This window comes from Paraburkholderia tropica, from assembly GCF_900109265.1.
GTDB lineage: Bacteria > Pseudomonadota > Gammaproteobacteria > Burkholderiales > Burkholderiaceae > Paraburkholderia > Paraburkholderia tropica.
The window spans coordinates 285512-304853 of the sequence record NZ_FNZM01000009.1 but is presented as its reverse complement, the minus strand read 5'-3'; the positions used below and the strand labels follow the sequence as shown (position 1 = coordinate 304853).

General features: G+C 66.6%; 19 protein-coding genes and 1 tRNA gene. 11 read left to right on the top strand and 9 right to left on the bottom strand.

The window, feature by feature from the left end; genetic code table 11:
• The first annotated feature begins 170 nt into the window (after window positions 1–170).
• From rnr to rpiA, 4 genes are all read left to right on the top strand, one after another.
• Complete coding sequence (gene rnr, locus BMY06_RS17265) at window positions 171–2642, top strand: ribonuclease R (RefSeq protein WP_065063221.1); 2472 nt, start codon at window positions 171–173, stop codon at window positions 2640–2642.
• Between the two features lie 154 nt (window positions 2643–2796).
• Complete coding sequence (gene rlmB, locus BMY06_RS17260) at window positions 2797–3540, top strand: 23S rRNA (guanosine(2251)-2'-O)-methyltransferase RlmB (protein WP_065063223.1); 744 nt, start codon at window positions 2797–2799, stop codon at window positions 3538–3540.
• Window positions 3541–3585: 45 nt separating this feature from the next.
• Window positions 3586–4491 (top strand): N-acetylmuramoyl-L-alanine amidase, encoded by a 906-nt coding sequence (locus BMY06_RS17255; RefSeq protein ID WP_074984279.1) that lies wholly within the window; start codon window positions 3586–3588, stop codon window positions 4489–4491.
• 172 nt (window positions 4492–4663) lie between these two features.
• Complete coding sequence (gene rpiA, locus BMY06_RS17250) at window positions 4664–5359, top strand: ribose-5-phosphate isomerase RpiA (protein WP_065063226.1); 696 nt, start codon at window positions 4664–4666, stop codon at window positions 5357–5359.
• Between the two features lie 292 nt (window positions 5360–5651).
• On the opposite strand, the gene BMY06_RS17245 is transcribed toward rpiA, so the two are convergent.
• Window positions 5652–6386, bottom strand: a complete 735-nt coding sequence (locus BMY06_RS17245) for a Crp/Fnr family transcriptional regulator (RefSeq protein WP_065063228.1) — start codon at window positions 6384–6386, stop codon at window positions 5652–5654.
• A gap of 841 nt (window positions 6387–7227) precedes the next feature.
• Between BMY06_RS17245 and BMY06_RS17240 the strand changes: the two genes are divergently transcribed.
• From BMY06_RS17240 to BMY06_RS17230, 3 genes are all read left to right on the top strand, one after another.
• A complete protein-coding gene (locus BMY06_RS17240; protein WP_074984277.1) occupies window positions 7228–8814 on the top strand; it encodes a mannose-1-phosphate guanylyltransferase/mannose-6-phosphate isomerase in 1587 nt (528 codons plus the stop codon).
• A 396-nt stretch (window positions 8815–9210) separates the two neighbouring features.
• Complete coding sequence (locus BMY06_RS17235; protein WP_065063232.1) at window positions 9211–9933, top strand: FadR/GntR family transcriptional regulator; 723 nt, start codon at window positions 9211–9213, stop codon at window positions 9931–9933.
• A 202-nt stretch (window positions 9934–10135) separates the two neighbouring features.
• The gene (locus tag BMY06_RS17230) at window positions 10136–11113 is read left to right on the top strand and encodes a Gfo/Idh/MocA family protein (RefSeq protein WP_074984276.1); all 978 of its coding nucleotides are present in this window, start codon (window positions 10136–10138) and stop codon (window positions 11111–11113) included.
• A 64-nt stretch (window positions 11114–11177) separates the two neighbouring features.
• On the opposite strand, the gene BMY06_RS17225 is transcribed toward BMY06_RS17230, so the two are convergent.
• The 7 genes from BMY06_RS17225 to BMY06_RS17195 all read right to left on the bottom strand — a co-directional run bounded on the left by BMY06_RS17225 (window position 11178) and on the right by BMY06_RS17195 (window position 16716).
• Window positions 11178–11837 carry an amino acid ABC transporter permease gene (locus tag BMY06_RS17225; protein WP_065063236.1) on the bottom strand — a complete coding sequence of 220 codons (660 nt, stop codon included), beginning with the start codon at window positions 11835–11837 and terminating at the stop codon, window positions 11178–11180.
• 158 nt (window positions 11838–11995) lie between these two features.
• Complete coding sequence (locus BMY06_RS17220) at window positions 11996–12793, bottom strand: cystine ABC transporter substrate-binding protein (protein ID WP_065063238.1); 798 nt, start codon at window positions 12791–12793, stop codon at window positions 11996–11998.
• Window positions 12794–12946: 153 nt separating this feature from the next.
• On the bottom strand, window positions 12947–13981 hold the full coding sequence (locus tag BMY06_RS17215; protein WP_065063240.1) for a quinone-dependent dihydroorotate dehydrogenase: 1035 nt from the start codon (window positions 13979–13981) through the stop codon (window positions 12947–12949).
• A 135-nt stretch (window positions 13982–14116) separates the two neighbouring features.
• Window positions 14117–14887 (bottom strand): arginyltransferase, encoded by a 771-nt coding sequence (locus BMY06_RS17210; protein WP_065063242.1) that lies wholly within the window; start codon window positions 14885–14887, stop codon window positions 14117–14119.
• A gap of 282 nt (window positions 14888–15169) precedes the next feature.
• Window positions 15170–15934 (bottom strand): leucyl/phenylalanyl-tRNA--protein transferase, encoded by a 765-nt coding sequence (aat, locus tag BMY06_RS17205; protein ID WP_065063244.1) that lies wholly within the window; start codon window positions 15932–15934, stop codon window positions 15170–15172.
• Between the two features lie 10 nt (window positions 15935–15944).
• Window positions 15945–16490, bottom strand: coding sequence for an NUDIX hydrolase (locus BMY06_RS17200; protein ID WP_065063246.1), 546 nt, complete (start codon window positions 16488–16490; stop codon window positions 15945–15947).
• A gap of 149 nt (window positions 16491–16639) precedes the next feature.
• Window positions 16640–16716, bottom strand: a tRNA-Met gene (locus BMY06_RS17195).
• A 249-nt stretch (window positions 16717–16965) separates the two neighbouring features.
• Between BMY06_RS17195 and BMY06_RS17190 the strand changes: the two genes are divergently transcribed.
• Window positions 16966–17463, top strand: a complete 498-nt coding sequence (locus tag BMY06_RS17190; RefSeq protein WP_065063248.1) for a heme-degrading domain-containing protein — start codon at window positions 16966–16968, stop codon at window positions 17461–17463.
• A gap of 4 nt (window positions 17464–17467) precedes the next feature.
• Entirely contained in the window at window positions 17468–17806 is a 339-nt protein-coding gene (locus BMY06_RS17185; RefSeq protein ID WP_065063249.1) for a DMT family transporter, read from the top strand.
• A 50-nt stretch (window positions 17807–17856) separates the two neighbouring features.
• On the opposite strand, the gene BMY06_RS17180 is transcribed toward BMY06_RS17185, so the two are convergent.
• Entirely contained in the window at window positions 17857–18069 is a 213-nt protein-coding gene (locus tag BMY06_RS17180) for a hypothetical protein (protein ID WP_065063251.1), read from the bottom strand.
• A 205-nt stretch (window positions 18070–18274) separates the two neighbouring features.
• Here BMY06_RS17180 and BMY06_RS17175 point away from each other — a divergent pair, with 205 nt between their 5' ends.
• Together BMY06_RS17175 and BMY06_RS17170 are read left to right on the top strand one after the other, a co-directional pair.
• A complete protein-coding gene (locus tag BMY06_RS17175) occupies window positions 18275–18559 on the top strand; it encodes a DUF1488 family protein (RefSeq protein ID WP_065063253.1) in 285 nt (94 codons plus the stop codon).
• A 51-nt stretch (window positions 18560–18610) separates the two neighbouring features.
• The gene (locus BMY06_RS17170; protein WP_074984274.1) at window positions 18611–19297 is read left to right on the top strand and encodes a TetR/AcrR family transcriptional regulator; all 687 of its coding nucleotides are present in this window, start codon (window positions 18611–18613) and stop codon (window positions 19295–19297) included.
• Window positions 19298–19342: the final 45 nt, after the last annotated feature.

Sequence of the window (19342 nt, the reverse complement as noted above, 5' to 3'; positions counted from 1 at the left end):
AGCAGTCCCTGCGGAGCGGCGCGCGTTCGACGTTCGATCCGAGGGGGCCGCCGCATCGCGCAACACTCGAACACGTAGATAGCAGCACTCGAAGACCGGGGCGCGGCACGACAGGCTCGGGCCACGCAAACTCCGACGTCCACGCAACGAGAACAACCATCGACAAGCCCTTGAGCAAATATCCGTACCCGATTCCCAGCCGCGAAGAGATCCTCGGCGTGCTGCGGACCAGCGAATCGCCCTGCACCGCGAACGATATCGCCGAGGCGCTCGCCATCAAGCGCCAGGAGCGCGAAGGGTTCTTCAGGCGGATCGCCGCGATGGAGCGCGACGGGCAGATCCGGCTCGATTCGCGCGGTCACTATCAGCTTGCGCATCCTTCCAATTTCGTCGCCGGGCGCGTGCAAGGCCATCGCGACGGCTTCGGCTTCCTCGTACGTGACGACGGTCAGGACGATCTGTTTCTGCCGCAAGGCGAGATGCAGAAGGTCATGCACAACGACCGCGTGCTCGCGCGCATCGTCGGTTACGACCGTCGCGGGCGTCCGGAAGGGCACATCGTCGAGGTCACGGACCGCGCGAACCGCAGCGTGATCGGCCGTCTGCTCAACGAGAACGGCGCGCTGATCGTCGCGCCCGAAGACAAGCGCATCGGCCACGACATTCTCGTCACGCAGAATCCCAAGAAGGCCAAGGTCGGCCAGGTGGTCGTGGTCGAACTGACCGACTTCCCCAGCCGTCATTCGCAGCCGCTCGGCCGCGTGGTCGAAGTGCTCGGCGACATCGACGATCCCGGCATGGAGATCGAGATCGCCGTGCGCAAGTACGGCGTGCCGCACGAATTCAGCAAGCGTGCGCTCGACGAAGCCGCGAAGCTGCCCGATGCCGTGCGTCCGACCGATATCCGCTATCGCGTGGATCTGCGGGACGTACCGCTCGTCACCATCGACGGCGAGGACGCGCGCGACTTCGACGACGCGGTCTATTGCGAGCCGATGCAGGTCGGCAAGGGCGAAGGCTTCCGCCTGCTGGTGGCGATCGCCGACGTCTCGCATTACGTGACGCCGGCCGGCGGTCTCGACGTGGACGCCATCGAGCGCAGCACTTCGGTGTACTTCCCGCGCCGCGTGATTCCGATGCTGCCCGAGAAGCTCTCGAACGGCCTGTGTTCGCTGAATCCGCACGTCGACCGCTGCGTGCTCGTCTGCGACATGGTGATTACCGCGCGCGGCGAGATCAAGGCGTACCAGTTCTATCCGGGCGTGATTCACTCGGCCGCGCGGCTCACGTACACCGAAGTCGCCGCCGTGCTCAAGAACACCAAGGGTCCGGAAGCCGTGCGGCGCGCCACGCTGCTGCCGCATCTGCAAAATCTCTATGGCGTCTACAAGTCGCTGTTCGCGGCGCGCCAGAAGCGCGGGGCGATCGACTTCGACACCACCGAGACCTATATCGTCTGCAACGCGCAGGGCAAGATCGAGCAGATCGTGCCGCGTCAGCGCAACGACGCGCACAAGCTGATCGAGGAGTGCATGCTCGCGGCCAACGTGTGCGCGGCGGACTTCATGAAGCGCAACAAGCACCCGGGTCTGTATCGCGTGCACGCGGGGCCGAGCGCCGAAAAGCTCGAAAACCTGCGCACTTTCCTGCGCGGCATGGGCCTCACGCTCGGCGGCGGCGATTCGCCGCACGCGAGCGACTACGCGGCGCTGATGGCGCACATCCGCGACCGGCCCGATGCGCAGATGCTGCAGACCATGCTGCTGCGCTCGATGCAGCAGGCCGTCTACAGCCCGGACAACATCGGCCACTTCGGTCTTGCTTATGAGGCGTATGCGCACTTCACGAGCCCGATCCGCCGCTATCCCGACCTGCTCACGCACCGCGCGATCTACGCGATCCTGCAGGGCAAGAAGTACCAGCCGGCCGCGCCGGACGGCGTCGAACTCAACACGGCGCTGTCGCCGCGCGCCCGCGCGCTGCAAGCCGAGGACGAAGAGAAGCGCGGCAAGCGCGCGCGTGGCGGCAACACGGCGATCTGGGAAGAACTCGGTCTGCACTGCTCGGCCAACGAGCGCCGCGCCGACGAGGCCTCGCGCGACGTCGAAGCCTGGCTCAAGTGCTATTTCATGCGCGACAAGCTCGGCGAAGAGTACGGCGGGATGGTGAGCGGCGTGACGTCGTTCGGCATCTTCGTGCAGCTCGATTCGCTGTTCATCGAAGGGCTCGTGCACGTCACGGAGCTGGGCTCGGATTACTTCCAGTACGACGACATCAAGAACGAGCTGCGCGGCGAACGCACGGGCATCCGCTACCGCCTGTCGGACCGCGTGCGCGTGCAGGTGAGCCGCGTCGATCTCGACGCGCGCAAGATCGACTTCCGCCTCGTGCGCGATACGCCGATCAAGCCCGCGCTCAATCGCGGCGGCCAGGCGCAGCAGCACGAGCGCGGCGCGCAGGACGGCGGCCCGCGTGTGCGTTCGATGCCGCAAGGCGAAGAGTCGCGCCGCAAGAAAGCCGCACCCGCGCCCACGGCGGCCGTGAAGGAAGCCCGCGCGGCGCGTGGCGCCGCGAAAACCGCGAAGAAGCGCCCGGCGTCGAAGTCGGTGGCCAAGAAGGCGCCGCCGCGCAAGAAGCGTTGAAATCGCGTCGACGTCGTGGGCATTGCGCACCGGCGTCGCGCTGAAGCTGTTCCAGCAGGACCGCGCCGGTCACGACGACCGGCGCACTTATTTTTGTTCGCGGTGCGCGCAGGCAGGCGCGTCGCGAGCCGTTCATCAGGGGTTGTAGCCAGTCATGTCACGTCTCAAGGTTCTTTACGGTTTTCATGCGGTGACCGCGCGTATGCGGCACGACGCGTCCACGGTCGAAGATATTTACTACGACACGTCGCGGCGCGATCGCCGCATGCAGGAATTCCTGCACGCCGCGAAAGAAGCGGGCGTGCGCATCATTGCTGCCGACGAGACGCGCCTCTGGGGCCTCGCGCACACCGAGCGCCATCAGGGCGTGGTGGCGCGCGTGCACGACATGCCGCTCGCGCAGAACCTCGCGGAACTGCTCGACGGCATTCAGGGTTCGCCGCTGCTGCTGGTGCTCGACGGCGTGACCGATCCGCATAACCTCGGCGCGTGTCTGCGCGTGGCCGACGCCGCGGGCGCCCATGCGGTGATCGCGCCGCGCGACCGCGCCGTGGGCCTGAACGCCACGGCCGCGAAGGTCGCGAGCGGCGCCGCCGACACGGTGCCGTACATCACCGTCACGAACCTGGCGCGCGCGCTGCGCGAGCTCAAGGACGCGGGGGTGTGGATCATCGGCACGGCTGGCGACGCGCCCACGGGCCTTTATCAGACCAAGCTCGACGGTCCCGTCGCGCTGGTGATGGGCGCCGAAGGCGAGGGCATGCGCCGTCTCACGCGCGAAACCTGCGACGAAGTCATGCAGATTCCGATGGCCGGCACGGTCGAGAGCCTGAACGTCTCGGTGGCGTCGGGCGTCTGCCTGTTCGAAGCCGTGCGCCAGCGCGCGGTGGCGCGCTGATCGCGCATCGCGTTTCACCCGCGCCTGGATTCTGATCGACGCAGCATGACACTCTTGGGTTTGACCCGGCGATTTGCGCGGCATGGCGCGCCGTTCGCCGCGCTCGGCGCGGTGCTGGCGCTTGCCGCCTGCACGCCCGCCACGATGATCGACCGCGGCGGCTACGTCGCGGATACGCAATATCACGCGCGTAGCGCCGATTCGCGCATCCGCTTCCTCGTGCTGCACTACACGGAAGGCGACGAGCCGACCTCGCTCGAGGAACTCACGCGCGAGAACGTGAGCGCGCATTACCTCGTGCCCGAGCATCCGCCGCTGCGCGACGGCAAGCCCGTCGTGCTGCAGCTCGTGCCCGAAACGCAGCGCGCCTGGCATGCGGGCGTGAGCGAGTGGCAGGGCACGACGGAGCTGAATGCGGCGTCGATCGGGATCGAAAACGTCAATTCCGGGCCGCACGATACGCCCGCCGGGCGTACGTGGGCGCCCTGGCCGCCCGATCAGGTGACGGCGATCATCGCGCTCTCGAAGGACATCGTCACGCGTTACGGCATTCCGCCGACGCGCGTGGTGGGGCACAGCGACATCGCGCCCCAGCGCAAGATCGATCCGGGTCCGGCGTTCCCGTGGAAGCAGCTTTACGACGCGGGCGTGGGCGCCTGGCCCGACGACGCGACCGTGCAGGCGGATCTGGCGGGCCGCGCGCCCAATGCGCCCGCCGACGTGCGCGGCCTGCAGGTGAAGCTCGCGCGCTACGGCTACGAGGTGGCCACCGACGGCGTGCTCGACGAGCGCACGCGCCGCGTGTTCGCCGCCTTCCAGATGCACTTCCGGCCGAGCGACTATTCCGGCACGCCCGACGCGCAAACCGACGCGATCGCCCAGGCGCTGCTCGACAAATACGTCGACAAAACCGCGCCGGCGCTGCCCGGCACGACCGAAACGGCGCCCTGACGCCCGCGGCGATGCGTGCCGCATGCCTTCCGGCGCGCGGCACGACAGCCCGCACGACGGCCCGAATCCGGCGCATCTTCGCCGATAACCGCCGATCCCCGCAGGTCCAGGTCCGCAACTCCGGTAAACTAGGCGTTTTCCGCGTTTTTCTTTCCTCGGGCAGTTCCCCATCATGACTCAAGACGAACTCAAACAACTGGTCGGCCAGGCCGCGGCCGACTATGTCAACGCGAACGTGCCGGAAGGCGCCATCATCGGCGTCGGCACCGGCTCGACCGCGAACTGTTTCATCGACGCACTGGCCGCCAGCAAGGGCCGCTATCGCGGCGCGGTGTCCAGCTCGGTGGCCACCACCGCGCGCCTCGAAGCGCAGGGCTTCAAGATCTTCGACCTGAACGACATCGAATCGCTGCCCGTCTACGTGGACGGCGCCGACGAGATCGACGCGTCGGGCGCGATGATCAAGGGCGGCGGCGGGGCGCTCACGCGCGAGAAGATCGTGGCGTCGGTGTCGGAAGTGTTTGTCTGTATCGCCGATGCGAGCAAGCTCGTGGACGTGCTCGGCCAGTTTCCGCTGCCGATCGAAGTCGTGCCGATGGCGCGCACGGCCATCGGCCGCCGCGTGACGGCGCTCGGCGGCGTGCCGGTGCTGCGCGTGAAGCAAGACGGTTCGCCCTTCATCACCGACAACGGCAACGAGATTCTCGACGTGAAGGGTCTGCGCATCAGCGACCCGCGCACGCTCGAAGCGCATGTGAATGCGTGGCCGGGCGTGGTCACCGTCGGTCTGTTCGCGTCGCGCGGCGCCGATCTGTGCTTGCTGGGCGGCGCGCAAGGCGTCGAGCGCATCGAGTACCGCAAGGCTTGATCGCGATGTCCGGCTGATCGTCGGGATCGGCCGGCAGGGCGGTGGCGAGGCGTCAGTCACGCCGCCGTCCGCAAGATGGTGTTTTAGTGGTTCCGGCGGAGCGAAGTGTGCATCGATGCGCGTCGATACGCGCCAGTTGATTCGGCATCCTGATGAATATGAGAGCAGCGGATGCGCGATCGTTGTGCCGTCGACATGCGGGGAAAAAGGCGAAACGCGCCGTCCCGGGCACGTTTCGCGAAATCCTTCGGCTCACGAGAACCGCGCGCGGCCCGCGCCGCGCGCCCCTTCGTCACTCCACCGTTTCGGCCTGATGCAGACGCGGCAGCAGGCGGTCGAACTCGCGGCGCACGAGGCCGTAGCACTCGCAGGCGCGGCCTTCGAGGCCCTTGCGGTCGAGGATGCGGATACGGCCGCGGCTATGGTGGATCAGGCCTTCGTCGTGCAGCTTGCCGGCCGCTTCCGTGATGCCTTCGCGACGCACGCCGAGCATATCGGCGATCAGTTGCTGCGTGACCGAGAGGTCGTTCGAGGCCACGCGATCGACTTCGATCAGCAGCCAGCGGCACAGTTGCTTGCTCAGCGAGTGATGACGATTGCAGGCGGCGGTTTGCGCGACCTGCGTGAGCAGTGCGTGCATGTACAGCAGCATCAGGCGACGCAGGAAGTCCGAACGCGCGAATTGTTGCTTGAGGCTTTGCGCGCTCATGCGGTAGGCGAAGCCCGCGCACTGCACCTGCACGCGGTTCGGCATGGTTTCGCCGCCCGTGAGCACCGGCACGCCGGTCATGCCTTCGCGGCCGACGGCGGCGATTTCCACGGAACTGCCGTCTTCCATCGTCGAGAGCATCGAGATGATGGCCGTGGTCGGAAAGTAGACGTGATGAATGCGCTGGCCGGAGTCACAGAGCAATTGTTCGGTGCGCAGATGAACGAGTTCGAGATGCGGTGCGAGAGCTTGCCATTCGTGCGACGGCAGGGCGCCGAGCAGGTGATTGCCGTGCAGGTCTGATTGAAGGGTCAACATGATTTGGTCCTCGTGCGAAGCGACTTTCGTCGCCCCATGTTTTTTCGTTCCGGCTGTCGAGCATGTTGTGTTTGCCGCTTCCCGTAGCGGCTCTGCGTTCGGCTTGCCGGCCCCATAGTCCCGAGTCGTTCGCGAGATCGTTGTCTGCGATACGCCTGTGTGGCGTACCTCTCAAAGCAGGGTGTGTGCCAGATGACCCCGAATCGTTCAGGCGCGTGGCTTTGCGGGCGATGCAATGCAAGAACGGGGGCATAAAGCGGGATTTTTGTTTCAATTCTGTACGACGACTACGCCTGCGCTTTGCGCGGTTCGCGCATTTTATATCGACGTAAATCCTTGAATTTATTTGGGTATTCGTGCTTCAGGCAGGGGGTGCGAAAAATGACTCCATGCTGAAACATGCGCGCATCGAAAAAGGGGGCGCGGCATCCGGGCGCAGGCAAAAGCGTGCGGATTTGATTCATCCGTGTTGCACCGCGAGGGCGGCGCGAGGAAACGTTCGGTCCTGAAACATGACCCGCGTAACGCCGCGTCACGTTACGTGGGCTAGCGCACATAAGCGCCTCGCATGCTGTGTGAGGCTCGCAACGTCTGCCATCTTTCTTCGTTCATTCATGACACGGACGCGCGGTTGCATGCGCAACGGCCTGACCGCCTCACGCGAACCGCGGCGATGGTATCGCCGGGTCATCAGCGCGCGATCAGTGTGGGTATGCGTACAGAATCGTCCGATGCGCTTTGTTCCAATGGAATCCGAAAACGGGGGTGCGAGGTGCACCCATAACCAGCGTTAACGGAAGTATCGGAACAACCGAAGCATTCGGAACGGGGAGCTTCTCGCATGAACCAGATCGTGACGCCGGCCGGCGTGATCGCCGCGGCCAATGAACCCGAAGTCGCGCTCGTCGTCCAGCCGGTGGTGCTGGCGGGCGGATCGGGCACGCGGCTGTGGCCGCTTTCTCGTGAGCACTGCCCCAAGCAGTTGATCGACCTGCTCGACGGCGAGTCCCTGCTCGAAGCCACCGTGCGCCGCCTCGACGGCCTCTATGCGCGCGCCGGCAGCAGCGTGCGCAAGGCCGCGCCGCTGGTGGTGAGCAGCGAAGAGTTGCGCCACATGACCGCCGACCGTCTTGGCCGCAGCGGCATGGCCGCGCGTGTCGTGTTCGAACCGGTTGCGCGCAATACCGCGCCGGCGTTGACCGTGGCCGCGCTGGCCGCCCACGCGACGCATGCCGCTCACGCCGCCAGTGCGGCGGCGACAGGCGCGGACGGTTCCGTCAGCGACAGCGATCCGATTCTCATCGCCATGCCGGCCGATCATCTGATTGCTGACCGTAACGCGTTCGCCGCCGCGCTCGAAGAGGCCGTGACCTACGCGGCGCGCGGCGCGATCGTCACGCTCGGCGTGCCGCCGACGCGCGCGGAAACCGGCTACGGCTATATCGGCGCCGGCGCGGCGCTGGGCGCGGGCGGCGCGCGCAAGATCGAGCGTTTCGTCGAAAAGCCCAGCGCGGACGTCGCCGAAAGCTACGTCGCGTCCGGCGATTACTGGTGGAACAGCGGCATCTTCGTCGTGCGCGCTTCGGTCTGGCTTTCGGCGATCGCGCATTGCCGTCCCGAGATCTCCGTGCATTGCGCGCAAGCCTTCGAGCGCGCGGCCGTCGACGCCGACGGCGCCGTGCATCTCGATGCGGCGACGCTCGCCGCCTGTCCGTCCGACTCGATCGACTACGCGGTAATGGAGTCCATCGGCGCCGACGCGCGTCTCGCGGGCGTGGTCGTGCCGCTCGTCGCGGGCTGGTCGGATGTGGGCGCGTGGGACGCCGTCTGGCAGGTCTCGCAGAAGGACGCGGCGGGCAACGTCGCGCGCGGCCGCGTGCTGTTCGAAGACTCGACCGAAACCTTCGCGCATTCGGACGGCCGGCTGGTCGCCTGCGTGGGTGTGCACGGCGTGGTGGTGGTGGAGACCGCCGATGCGGTGCTGGTCGCGGCCAAGGATCGCGTGCAGAACGTCAAGGCGATCGTCGGCAAGCTCAAGGCGCAGCGCGGCGAGGAAGCGCAGCACCATCGGCGCGTGGAGCGTCCGTGGGGCTGCTACGACTCGATCGATCGCGGCGAACGCTTCCAGGTCAAGCGCATCGTCGTGAAGCCGGGCGGCGTGCTGTCGCTGCAGATGCATCACCACCGCGCGGAGCACTGGGTGGTCGTGCGCGGCACGGCGCGCGTCACGCGCGGCGACGAGGTGTTCCTGCTTTCGGAAAACGAATCGACCTATATCCCGCTCGGCGTGAAGCATCGCCTCGAGAATCCGGGCAAGACGCCGCTTGAAATCATCGAGGTGCAGTCGGGCGGCTATCTCGGCGAAGACGACATCGTGCGCTTCGACGATCAGTACGGCCGCGCGCCGGCTCTCGTCACGCGTAGCTGAGATTGAGCGGCGCACGCAACTCGCGTCGAGCAACGTGCATCAAGAAGGGCCCATGAATGAAGCCTCGCTGAGGACGGCGGCGCGCATCGCTGCATATGCACAGACGCGCGCCGCGTTGCCGCCCAGGTGTAAGCGGGTGCTTCATACAGACGACAGACGAAAACGACGACGAATAACTTCAAAACAAAACAATCGGGCAACCGAAGGGCCAATTGCAGTGTGCTTTCGAGATCTGGATCGAATAGGGCGTGAAACGTAGGCCTTTCATGTCAGGAAATATCCTGGCTGGCGAGATATGCAATACGCATGGCAACGTACGCTTGAGATCGACGCAGCTTGAGGGCCCGTGCAGTAACCGGCAAACAGGGCGATAACGCCGCATCGGGGGGAGGGGTCATGGAACTGGGAAACAAAGAACGATCGCTGGTGAGCAAGGTCATGGATGGCCTGATCTCGGGCATAGTCGAGGAACGTTACGGCGCGATTCTGCCGCCGCAGGACGTGTTGTCGAAAGAGTTCGACGTAAGCCGCACCGTCATGCGCGAAGCGCTGTCGATGCTGCTCGCGCGGCACATGCTCGACGTGCGTCCGAAGATCGGCACACGCATACGGCCGATGCGCGACTGGCGCATGATCGACGAGGACGTGGTGAGCTGGCGCTTTCGCGCGAAGCCCGACAAGACGTTCTTGCGCGACGTGATCGAGTTTCGCGCGCTGATCGAGCCCGCAGCCTGCGCGCTGGCCGCCGAACGCGCGAGCGCCGCGGATCTCGCGGGCATTCGCGACGCCTACGAAGCGCTCAGCCAGACGAGTCCCGGCGACGCGGGCTGCCAGGCCGCCGACACGTTACTGCACACGCGCATTCTGGCGGCGAGCGGCAATCAGTTCTATCAGCAGATGGCGGCGATCATTCGCGGCGCGCTGTCGCTCGTGAATCCGATCGTCAGTGAACGCGACGGCGGCTGGGCGAACATCGTCGCCGGACATGGACGCGTGGTCGACGCGATCGAGCGGCGCGCGCCGCAGGAAGCGCAGGCCGCGGCCGCCGCGATGATCGAATTCACCGCCGACGAACTGCATCACGCGCTGACTCAGGAAGCGATCGAGCAGCCGCGCTGAACGCGGCCGTTTGAAGTTTCGCTTCGCCTCGAACCCGGCCCCGCATCGCGCGGCCGGGTTTTGCGTCTTTTGCGTCTTTCCCGCGCGTGACATGCACGGCGCGTCGATTTGCTCTCCCGCGCGCGAGCCGGTATCGTCCTGAGCTTCGAGCGCGCGACATATCGACGCAGCGTTAGAGCGACAGAACGGGAGAGGGCGACGCATGAGCGAGATTCAGACGATCCGTTGGGGCATCGTGGGCGCGGGCCGCATTGCGCGGCGCTTCGCGCAGGGCGTGGAGCACGTGCGCGACGCACGTGTGAGCGCGGTATGGTCGCGACGCGCGGCGCCCGCCGAAGCGCTCGCCGGCGAGTTCGGCGCAACGGCTTGCGAGAGCTTCGAGGCCTTGCTCGCGAGCGGCATCGACGCGGTCTATATCGCCACCATGCAGGACAGCCACGCGCACTACGCGATTGCCGCGCTCGAAGCCGGTGTGCCGGTGCTCTGCGAGAAACCCGCCACCGTGAACGTCACGCAGCTCGAGCGCGTGCTCGACGCCGCGCGCGCGGCCAGGCGTCTTTTCATGGAAGCGATGAAGCCGCCGTTCTATCCGCTGTATCGCGCCTTGCGCGCCCATCTGGAAGCGGATCCGATCGGTCCCGTCGGCCTCGTGCGCGCGGGCTGCTCGGTGGCCAACGTGCCCGCCGATCATCCGTCGTTCTCGTTCGAGCATGCAGGCGGCGCGCTGCTCGACATCGGCGTGTACGAGATGTTTCTCGCCGTGGACTGGCTCGGCGCGCCGCGCGAGGTGCAGACCTTCGGGCGGCTCGGCGCGACCGGCGTGGACACCTTTGCGAGCCTGAATTGCCAGCATGAAAACGGTATCGCGCAGCTTTTTTGCGGACTCGATCTGCACGGATACGGCGACGCGCTGCTGGCGGGCCCGCTCGGCAACGTGACGATCCACGCGAACTGGTGGAATCCGGTGCGCGCGACCATTCGTTACGTGGATGGCCGCGTGGCGGAGCTGGACGAGCCTTTCGACGGCGGCGGCCTCAACTACGAGACCGCGCACTTCTGCGAGCTGTTGCGCGAGGGCGCGCTGGAGAGTCCGATCCTGCCGCACGAGACGTCGCGGCGCATGATCGCGATGGCCGATTCGGCGCGCGCGGCGCTCGGCCTGAAGTTCGCCTGCGAGTGAGGCGAATGCGGAGGCGGGCGCGCCGCGCCGCGTGACATGCACGGCGCGTGCGTGTAGCGATTCCTCAGTGCCGCGAAGGCAGCGCGAGGCGCTTTTCGTACCAGTGCTGGACCCATTCGAGGATCTGGCACAGCACCCAGTACACCGCGGCGGCGGCGAGATAGAGCGGCAGCGGCTGATAGGTCGAGGCGATGATTTCCTGCGCGCTGCGCAGCAGCTCCGTCACCGTGATCACCGACACGAGCGAGGTGTCCTTGATCAGGCTGATGAGGCTGTTCGAGAGGCTCGGCACGGCAATGCGCAGCGCCTGCGGCGCGATCACGTAGCGCAGCGTCTGGCGGCGCGAGAGGCCGAGACTGTAGGCCGCGAGCCATTGGCCGTGATGAATGCCCAGAATCGCGCCGCGCATGCTCTCCGAGAGATACGCCGCCACGTTCGCGGAGAGTGCGATCACGCCGGCCGGCGTCGGATCGAGCGAAATGCCGATGCTTGGCAATCCGTAGTAAATCACGAAGATCTGCACGAGCAGCGGGGTGCCGCGCATGATGCTCACGTACACGCGCGCGATCACGGGAAACGCGCGGTTCGTGCTGATGCCCATGAGCGCGAGCACGGCGCCGCCGATGAGACCGAAGATCATCGACAGGATGGCGAATTTGATCGTCAGCACCGCGCCCTGCGCGAGCACCGGCAGCGACTGGATGATGAGCGTGTAGATGGGCATGGGGAAAACGCGCGCGAGACGCGGGTTAGGGGCGCGAGGAGCGCCGTGAAATAACAAGGGGCGGCATCGTGCGATGCCGCCCCGCGCGCATCACCTTGCGCACGATACCCGCGCGGCGAGCCGCACGTCGGGCACGTTGCGCAAGGCGCCGGACGCCGTTACTTCGTGACCGGTTTGGTCACGTCGATGCCGAACCATTTGTCGGAGATCTTCGCGAAAGTGCCGTCGGCTTCGAGTTGCGTCATCGCGTCGTCGATCGCCTTGGCGAACTTCGGATTGCCCTTCTTGAACGGAATGCCCGACGGGTTGCCGTCACCGACGATCGAACCCGTGCGCAGCGGCAGCTGCGAGTTCTTCAGCAGGTACGCGAGCATCAGGCGGTCGTTGAGCGCCGCGTCCAGACGGCCGGCGGCCAGGTCGCGCAGATACTCGGGCGCGCCCGGATAGGTCTTCACGTCGATGCCCGGCACCGACTTGGCCATGTCCATATAGTTCGTGCCCAGACCGACGCCGAGCTTCTTGCCCTTGAGGTCGTCGAGCGACTTGAACTGGCGCGTGTCGTCCTTGCGCTGGATGAGCTGCGCCGCCGAGTACGTGTACGCCGGCGAGAAGTCGAGCACGGCCTTGCGCTGGTCGGTGATGCCGACCTGGTTGACGATCACGTCGAACTTGCCTGCCTGCAGACCGGCGATGATGCCGCTCCACTCGGTCGTGACGAACTCGGGCTTCAGGCCCATCTTCGCGGCCACGGCGCGCGCGATGTCGACGTCGTAGCCGACCAGCTCGCCGTTGGGCGCCTTCGAGTTGAACGGCGGGAAGGTGCCTTCGAGGCCGATGCGCAGCGTGCCGCGCGCCTTCGCCTGGTCGAGCAGGTCCTCGGCGTGGGCGCTCGCCGCGACAAACGAAACACCGACGAGAGCGACGGCAAGGAGCTTCTTCAGCAAGGATGCTTTCATTGTTTTCCTCTTGTTTTGCTGCGATGTGGCGGCCTTCCCGGCGCTGGATGGCGCGCGCCTGGCGAGGCGATCGGGAGGGCTGCCGCTTTCAGGCCGGGCGACGCCTCCGAAGCGCCGCGCATGGCCGGAAATACTGAGTCAGAAACTATAGCCTCAGGCGCGGCCCGAGGCCAGCGCCCGCGCGCATTCGGCAACGAGCGCCGGACCGCGATAGATGAAGCCGGTGTAGACCTGCACGAGCGCGGCGCCCGCGGCGATCTTCGCGCGCGCGTCCTCGCCCGAGAAAATGCCGCCCACGCCGATAATCGGCACCTGCTCGCCGAGTTCGGCGCGCAGCTTGCGGATCACCTCGTTCGACGCGTCGAACACCGGACGGCCCGACAGACCGCCGGTCTCGGCGGCGTTCGGCAGGCCTTCGACGGCCGCGCGCGAGAGCGTGGTGTTGGTGGCGATCACGCCTTCGATCTTGTGGCGCAGCAGCGTGTCGGCGATCTCCTTGACCTGTTCGTCGTCGAGATCGGGAGCGATCTTGAGCGCGAGCGGCACGAGCTTGCCGTGCATGTCGGCCAGACGCTGCTGCTTGTCCTTGAGCGCCGCGAGCAGGGCGTCGAGTTCGCCGCCGCCTTGCAGCTGACGCAGGTTCTTCGTGTTCGGCGACGAAATATTGATCGTCACGTAGCTCGCGAACGGATAGACGCGTTCGAGGCAGAACAGGTAATCGTCGGCGGCGCGCTCGATCGGCGTATCGGCGTTCTTGCCGATGTTCAGGCCGAGAATGCCGCGATAACGCGCGGCCTGCACGTTCTTCACGAACTGCTCGACGCCGTGGTTGTTGAAACCCATCCGGTTGATGATGCCGCCCGCCTCGGGCAGACGGAAAATGCGCGGACGCGGATTGCCCGGCTGCGGACGCGGCGTGACCGTGCCCACCTCGATGAAGCCGAAGCCCAGCGCGGCGAATCCGTCGATGGCGGCGCCTTCCTTGTCGAGACCCGCGGCGAGACCCACCGGGTTGCGGAACGTGAGACCCATCACCGTGCGCGGCGAATCCGGGACGCGCGGCGCAAGCAGGCCGGCCATGCCGGTGCGGCCCGCGGCGCCGATCATGCGCAGCGAGAGATGGTGGGCGTCTTCGGCGTCCATGCGGAAGAGCTGGTCGCGAACGAACGGATAAAGGGTACTGAACACGGGAGGAAGGCGCGCGCGCCGGAAAATGGGAACCCGCTATTTTAGCGAGAAAGCCGGGCGAGGGAGGCGGCTGAACGGGCGCATGGCGCGCGTGGCGGCAAAAACGCGCGCGCGAGGCCGCGCGGCGGCCGTCTCCTAACGCTCGGGCACCGGATCGAGCGCGCGCCAGACGCCGTCGAAAAGCCCTTCGAGCGGCTGAAAACGCGCCTTGTACGCCATCTTGGGACTTTCGCGAATCCAGTAGCCGAGGTAGACGTAAGGCAGTTGAAGGCTGCGTGCCTGCTCGATCTGCCAGAGGATGTTGTAGGTGCCGTAGCTCGCGTGCGGATCGTCGGGCTCGAAGAACGTATAGACCGACGAGAGGCCGTCGCCGAGGATGTCGATCATGCTGACCATGCGCAGCGTGCCGGGCTCGTCGGGCTGTTGCGGATCGGGCTCGCGAAACTCGACGAGGCGCGAGTTGATCCGGCTTTGCAGCAGGAACTGCTCGTACTGGTCGCGGCTGTCGCGGTCCATGCCGCCGCCCGCGTGGCGCGCCGACTGGTAGCGCATGTACAGCGCGTAGTGCGCTTCGTCGTAATGCAGCGGCGCGACGGTCGCGACGAGCGCGCCGTGCTGCTTCCAGGTGCGCCGCTGCGTGCGGCGCGGCGTGAAGCGCTCGACCGGCACGCGCACCGGCACGCAGGCGCGGCAGCCGTCGCAATAGGGCCGATAGGTGAAGACGCCCGAGCGGCGAAAGCCCGCTTTCACGAGATCGGTGTAGACGTCGGAGTTGATCAGGTGGCTCGGCGTGGCGACTTGCGAGCGCGCGATGCGCCCCTCCAGATAACTGCAGGGGTAAGGCGCCGTTGCATAGAATTGCAGCGCGGAAAGCGGTGAAAGCGGCAGCTCGTTGGGATGCGTCACGTTGGCAGCTCTCGTAGCGGTTCGGATCGTCGCGGATCGGCGTGATTGCCGCGCGCGGGCGCAGGGGAGGCGCAGGACGCCGGGTTGCCGTGCCGGGCGCGCCGCAGAGCCGCGCAGCGTCTCGTTCTGCGGGCCGCGGATGCGACGTGTTCTGCTTGCATACTAACATCGACGCCAGGCGGGAATCCATCGAATTGCGCGGCGTTGTGCGAGGCGGACCGCGTGTTCGTCCGCTTGTTCGCGTGCTTCTCCGGCTTGCGCGAAAAGAGGGCGCGCGCGGTCTCAGACGGCCGGAACGGCGGACTCGGGCGCGCTGCGATGGCCGGTCCAGTCGGCGAGCACCTGCTTGTCGAAGCGCCAGCCGATGGCCGGCGCGCTCACGGTCGCGCGCACGTGCGCGAGGAAGCTCTTGCGGGCGATTTCGTGGCCGCCGAGCGAGGCGAGATGCGCGGTGTTCTGCTGGCAGTCGATCAGTGCGACGCCGCTGCGGCGCAAATGCGCGACGAGCGCCGCGAGCGCGATTTTCGAGGCGTCGGTCATGGCGGCGAACATCGACTCGCCGAAGAACATCGTGCCGAGCGAGACGCCGTACAGACCGCCCACGCGGCGGCCCTCGAACCAGGTTTCGACGCTATGCGCCTCGCCGATCCGGTGCAGCGTGGAATAGGCGTCGATCACATCGTTGGTAATCCAGGTGCCGCGCTGGCCGTGACGCGGCGCGCTGGCGCAGGCGCGCATCACGGCGGCGAAATCGTCGTCGACGCGGACTTCCCAGGCCGGATCGCGCAGCACGCGCTTGAGGGTTTTCTTGAACGACGGCGAGACCTTGAAGTCGTCCGGACGCAGGATCATGCGCGGGTCCGGGCTCCACCAGAGCACCGGCTGGCCGTCGGAATACCACGGAAAAATGCCGTGCCGATAGGCGTCGACGAGCCGCGAGGGCAGCAGGTCGGCGCTCGCGGCGAGCAGGCCCGGCGCGCCGCTCGACGCGCCAAGGGCGCGTTCGACGGGCGGAAACGGTTCGTCGGGCGAAAGCCAGGGCACCATGGCCGCGGGCTCAGCCGTCGCGCAGCGAGCGCAGGACGTCGCCGGTGTGCAGGCCGTAGCTGCCCGACTGGCGATCGGCGAAGAAAAAGCGCAGGGTCTGGCCGACCGTCGGGAAGGCGATGTCGTCCCAGGGAATTTCGTGCTCTTCGAAGAGGCGGACTTCGAGGCTTTCCTCGCCCGCCGCGATGTCGAGATCGAGCAGACGCGCGAGATAGAACAGATGCACCTGATGCACGCGCGGCACGTTCAGCAGCGAAAAGAGGCTCTGCACCTCCACGCGCGCGCCGGCTTCCTCTAGCGTTTCGCGTGAGGCGGCCTCGGCGGTCGTCTCGCCCATCTCCATGAAACCCGCGGGCAGCGTCCAGTAGCCGTAGCGCGGCTCGATCGCGCGCCGGCACAGCAGCACCTTGTCTTCCCAAACGGGAACGGTGCCCACTACGTTGCGCGGATTCTGATAGTGGATAGTGCCGCAGTGCGAGCAGACGTAGCGTTCGCGGTTGTCGCCGGGCGGAACGAGCAGGCTGACCGCCTGACCGCAAGTCGAGCAGAATTTCATGGGCACGATAGGGGGATGGGTGATGCGAGTGTATCACCGCCGCGTGCGATGACGGGGGCGCGAACCGGAGGGGAAGGGAGAGACAAAAACAAAAAAGGGTTACACGCCAATGCGTTGTAACCCTTGTTTGTTTCCGACGAACAGCTTGCTGGTTGCGGGGACAGGATTTGAACCTGTGACCTTCGGGTTATGAGCCCGACGAGCTGCCAGACTGCTCCACCCCGCGTCCGTCAGAGAAAGCTATTATGAGGGCTAGGATCGAAGCTGTCAACAGAAAATAACGAAAAGCCTGCCAGACGATTGCGGAAAGATTGCGGGGCCTTTGCGCAGGCCGCTTCAGGGGACCGGCGAGGCTCGGCGAAAGCGCGCACCCAAAGGCGCATTTGGACAAATCGAGGTGCCGCTAGCCACATCCAGCGCGCCAAACCGCCAGGCTAGAATCAGCGCTCAATTCCCTCAGTCTGACTCGCCCCCTATGGATATCGCCCACGATCTGCAAACGGTGACCGCGCAAGAGCGCGCGCTGGTGTTTCCCCGCTTCGACGCCGATCGCGCCTGGCAACTCGGCGCTCATCTGCGCGAGCTGGCCGTGGCGCGCTCGCATGCCGTCGCCATTGACGTGCGCACCTTCGGCCACACGCTGTTCTTCTGCGCGCTCGCCGGCACCTCGCCCGACAACGCCGACTGGGTGCGCCGCAAGTCGCGCGTCGTCGATCACTTCCGCCGCAGCTCGTACGCGATCGGCCTGCGCATGCAGCAAGCGGGCACGACGCTCGCCGAGAAACACGGTCTGCCGCTTTCCGAATACGCGACGCACGGCGGCGCGTTTCCGATCACTGTCGACGGCGTCGGCGTGATCGGCTCGGTGACCGTCTCGGGGCTGCCGCAGCGCAAGGACCACGAACTCGTCGTCGAGGCGCTGTGCGCGCAGCTCGGCGCCGACTACAGCCAGCTCGCGCTAGCGACGGTCTGACGCGATGCGCTCCTCTCCCTGGGTCCTGCTCGCGATCGCCATCGTCGCCGAAGTCATCGCCACGTCCGCGCTGCGCGCCTCGAACGGCTTTTCGCGGCTCGTGCCGTCAGCGGTCGTGGTGGTCGGCTATGGCGTGTCGTTTTACTGCCTCTCGCTGACGCTCAAGAGCCTGCCCGTGGGCATCGTCTATGCGGTGTGGTCGGGCGTCGGCATCGTGCTGATCACGCTCGTCGCGATGCTGTTCTTCAAGCAGGTGCCCGATCTGCCCGCGCTGCTCGGCCTCGGTCTGATCGTGGCCGGCGTGCTCGTGCTGAATCTGTTTTCGAAGATGCAGGCGCACTGATCAGCGTATCGATGCGCGCGCCCGCCGCATCGCGCTGTCTCGCGTGCCGCTCAGACCTCGGGCGGCACGATGCGGATTCCACATCCCGCCACCGTCGCGCGGCTCGTCTCGCCGTCGAGCGTGGCGGCGTCTTCCCAGACGCTGATCGCGCGCGCCACGTCGATGCCGTGCTGCTGTGCGTAGCTGAACCAGCGGTTCGCCGCCTGCGGTTCGGGTATCTCGTGGTCGTCCACGAAGTATCGGCCGTTCAGATGCGGTGCCATGTCGTGTCTGCTTGTCGGTTTGCCTGCTTGCGAAAGTGAAAGGGTGCGAGCGGCAAAGCGCGCCCCACCGCGGAGTGTTGGCAATTTTCGCACGCGCACCGTGCACGCAGGTGTCGAACCCGCTGCGCCACGAGTAACATAAAGCGCTCTTCCGTTTTCTGCCGGAGCGGATTTTCTTCTGCAAAATCGTCGAGCGGGGCCGCTTATGGATATCCGATTTCCCGGCGACGCGCCAGTCTGGCGCGACGCCAATCTCACCGTGGTGTTTCCCGCGCTGGTCGACGGCGCGCGCGTGCCGTGCGCGATTTCCGTCGAGGCGCTCGAGGATCACTTCGGCGCGAACGCCGCCGTCCGCGAAGCCTGGATGGAGGCGTTCGACGCGGGCCGTCCGCGCATCGAAGCCGTGGCGCGCGCGCATCTCGAACTGAGCAACGGCACGCCCGTGCTGCTCAAGAGCGGGCATTTTCCGCCGGGCAGTTTGCTGTCGTGACAGGGTCCTCCGGCAGTCCTGAATAGTTTCGCGCGCAGGAGGATCGGGCCGATGGGCCTCACCGAACCGAAAGTTCGCCGCGCCGCCGCGCAGCGTCTCGAACTGCGCGAACGGATTCTCGACGCCTCGCGCCGCATCGTGATGCGCGAGGGCCTGGCCGCGCTGTCGATGCGCAAGATCGCCGACGCCATCGGCTATTCGCCCGCGTCGCTCTATCTGCACTTCGCGAATCGCGACGATATCGTGCGCGCGCTGGGCCGCGAAGGCCACGCGCACCTGCTCGCGCATCTCGCGCCGTTTGCGCGTATCGACGATCCGCGCGCGCGTCTTGAGGCGCTCGCGCACGGCTACGTCGCGTATGGCTGCGATCATCCGCAGGCGTACCGGTTGATGTTCAGCGAAGCGGAAGCGGCGGCGACGGAGGCGGATCTCCCCAGCGAGCGCGCGCCGTCGTTGTTCGCGCCGACGCTGCAGACGCTCGCGGACGCGCAGCAACGTCGTATCGATTCCACATCGCTCGCGTGTGCGCTCCAGGCGATGCTGCACGGCGTGGTCGCGCTGGCGTCGCGCGATCCGGCGTTGGCGAGCGAGGCGCAGCGCAGGCAAACCGTCGACGTCGCGCTCGATGCGTGGTTCGGTCCGCGCGAGCCGGAACAGCACGACGGGCAGAACGGGCAGAGCGATCGCGACAGCGCCGCCGCGCCTGCCCGCAAGCCGACGAAAGCCGGCGCGACGTGATAGCCTCGCGAGGCGCTGCCGCGTGTCCGGATGGCCGCGCGCGTC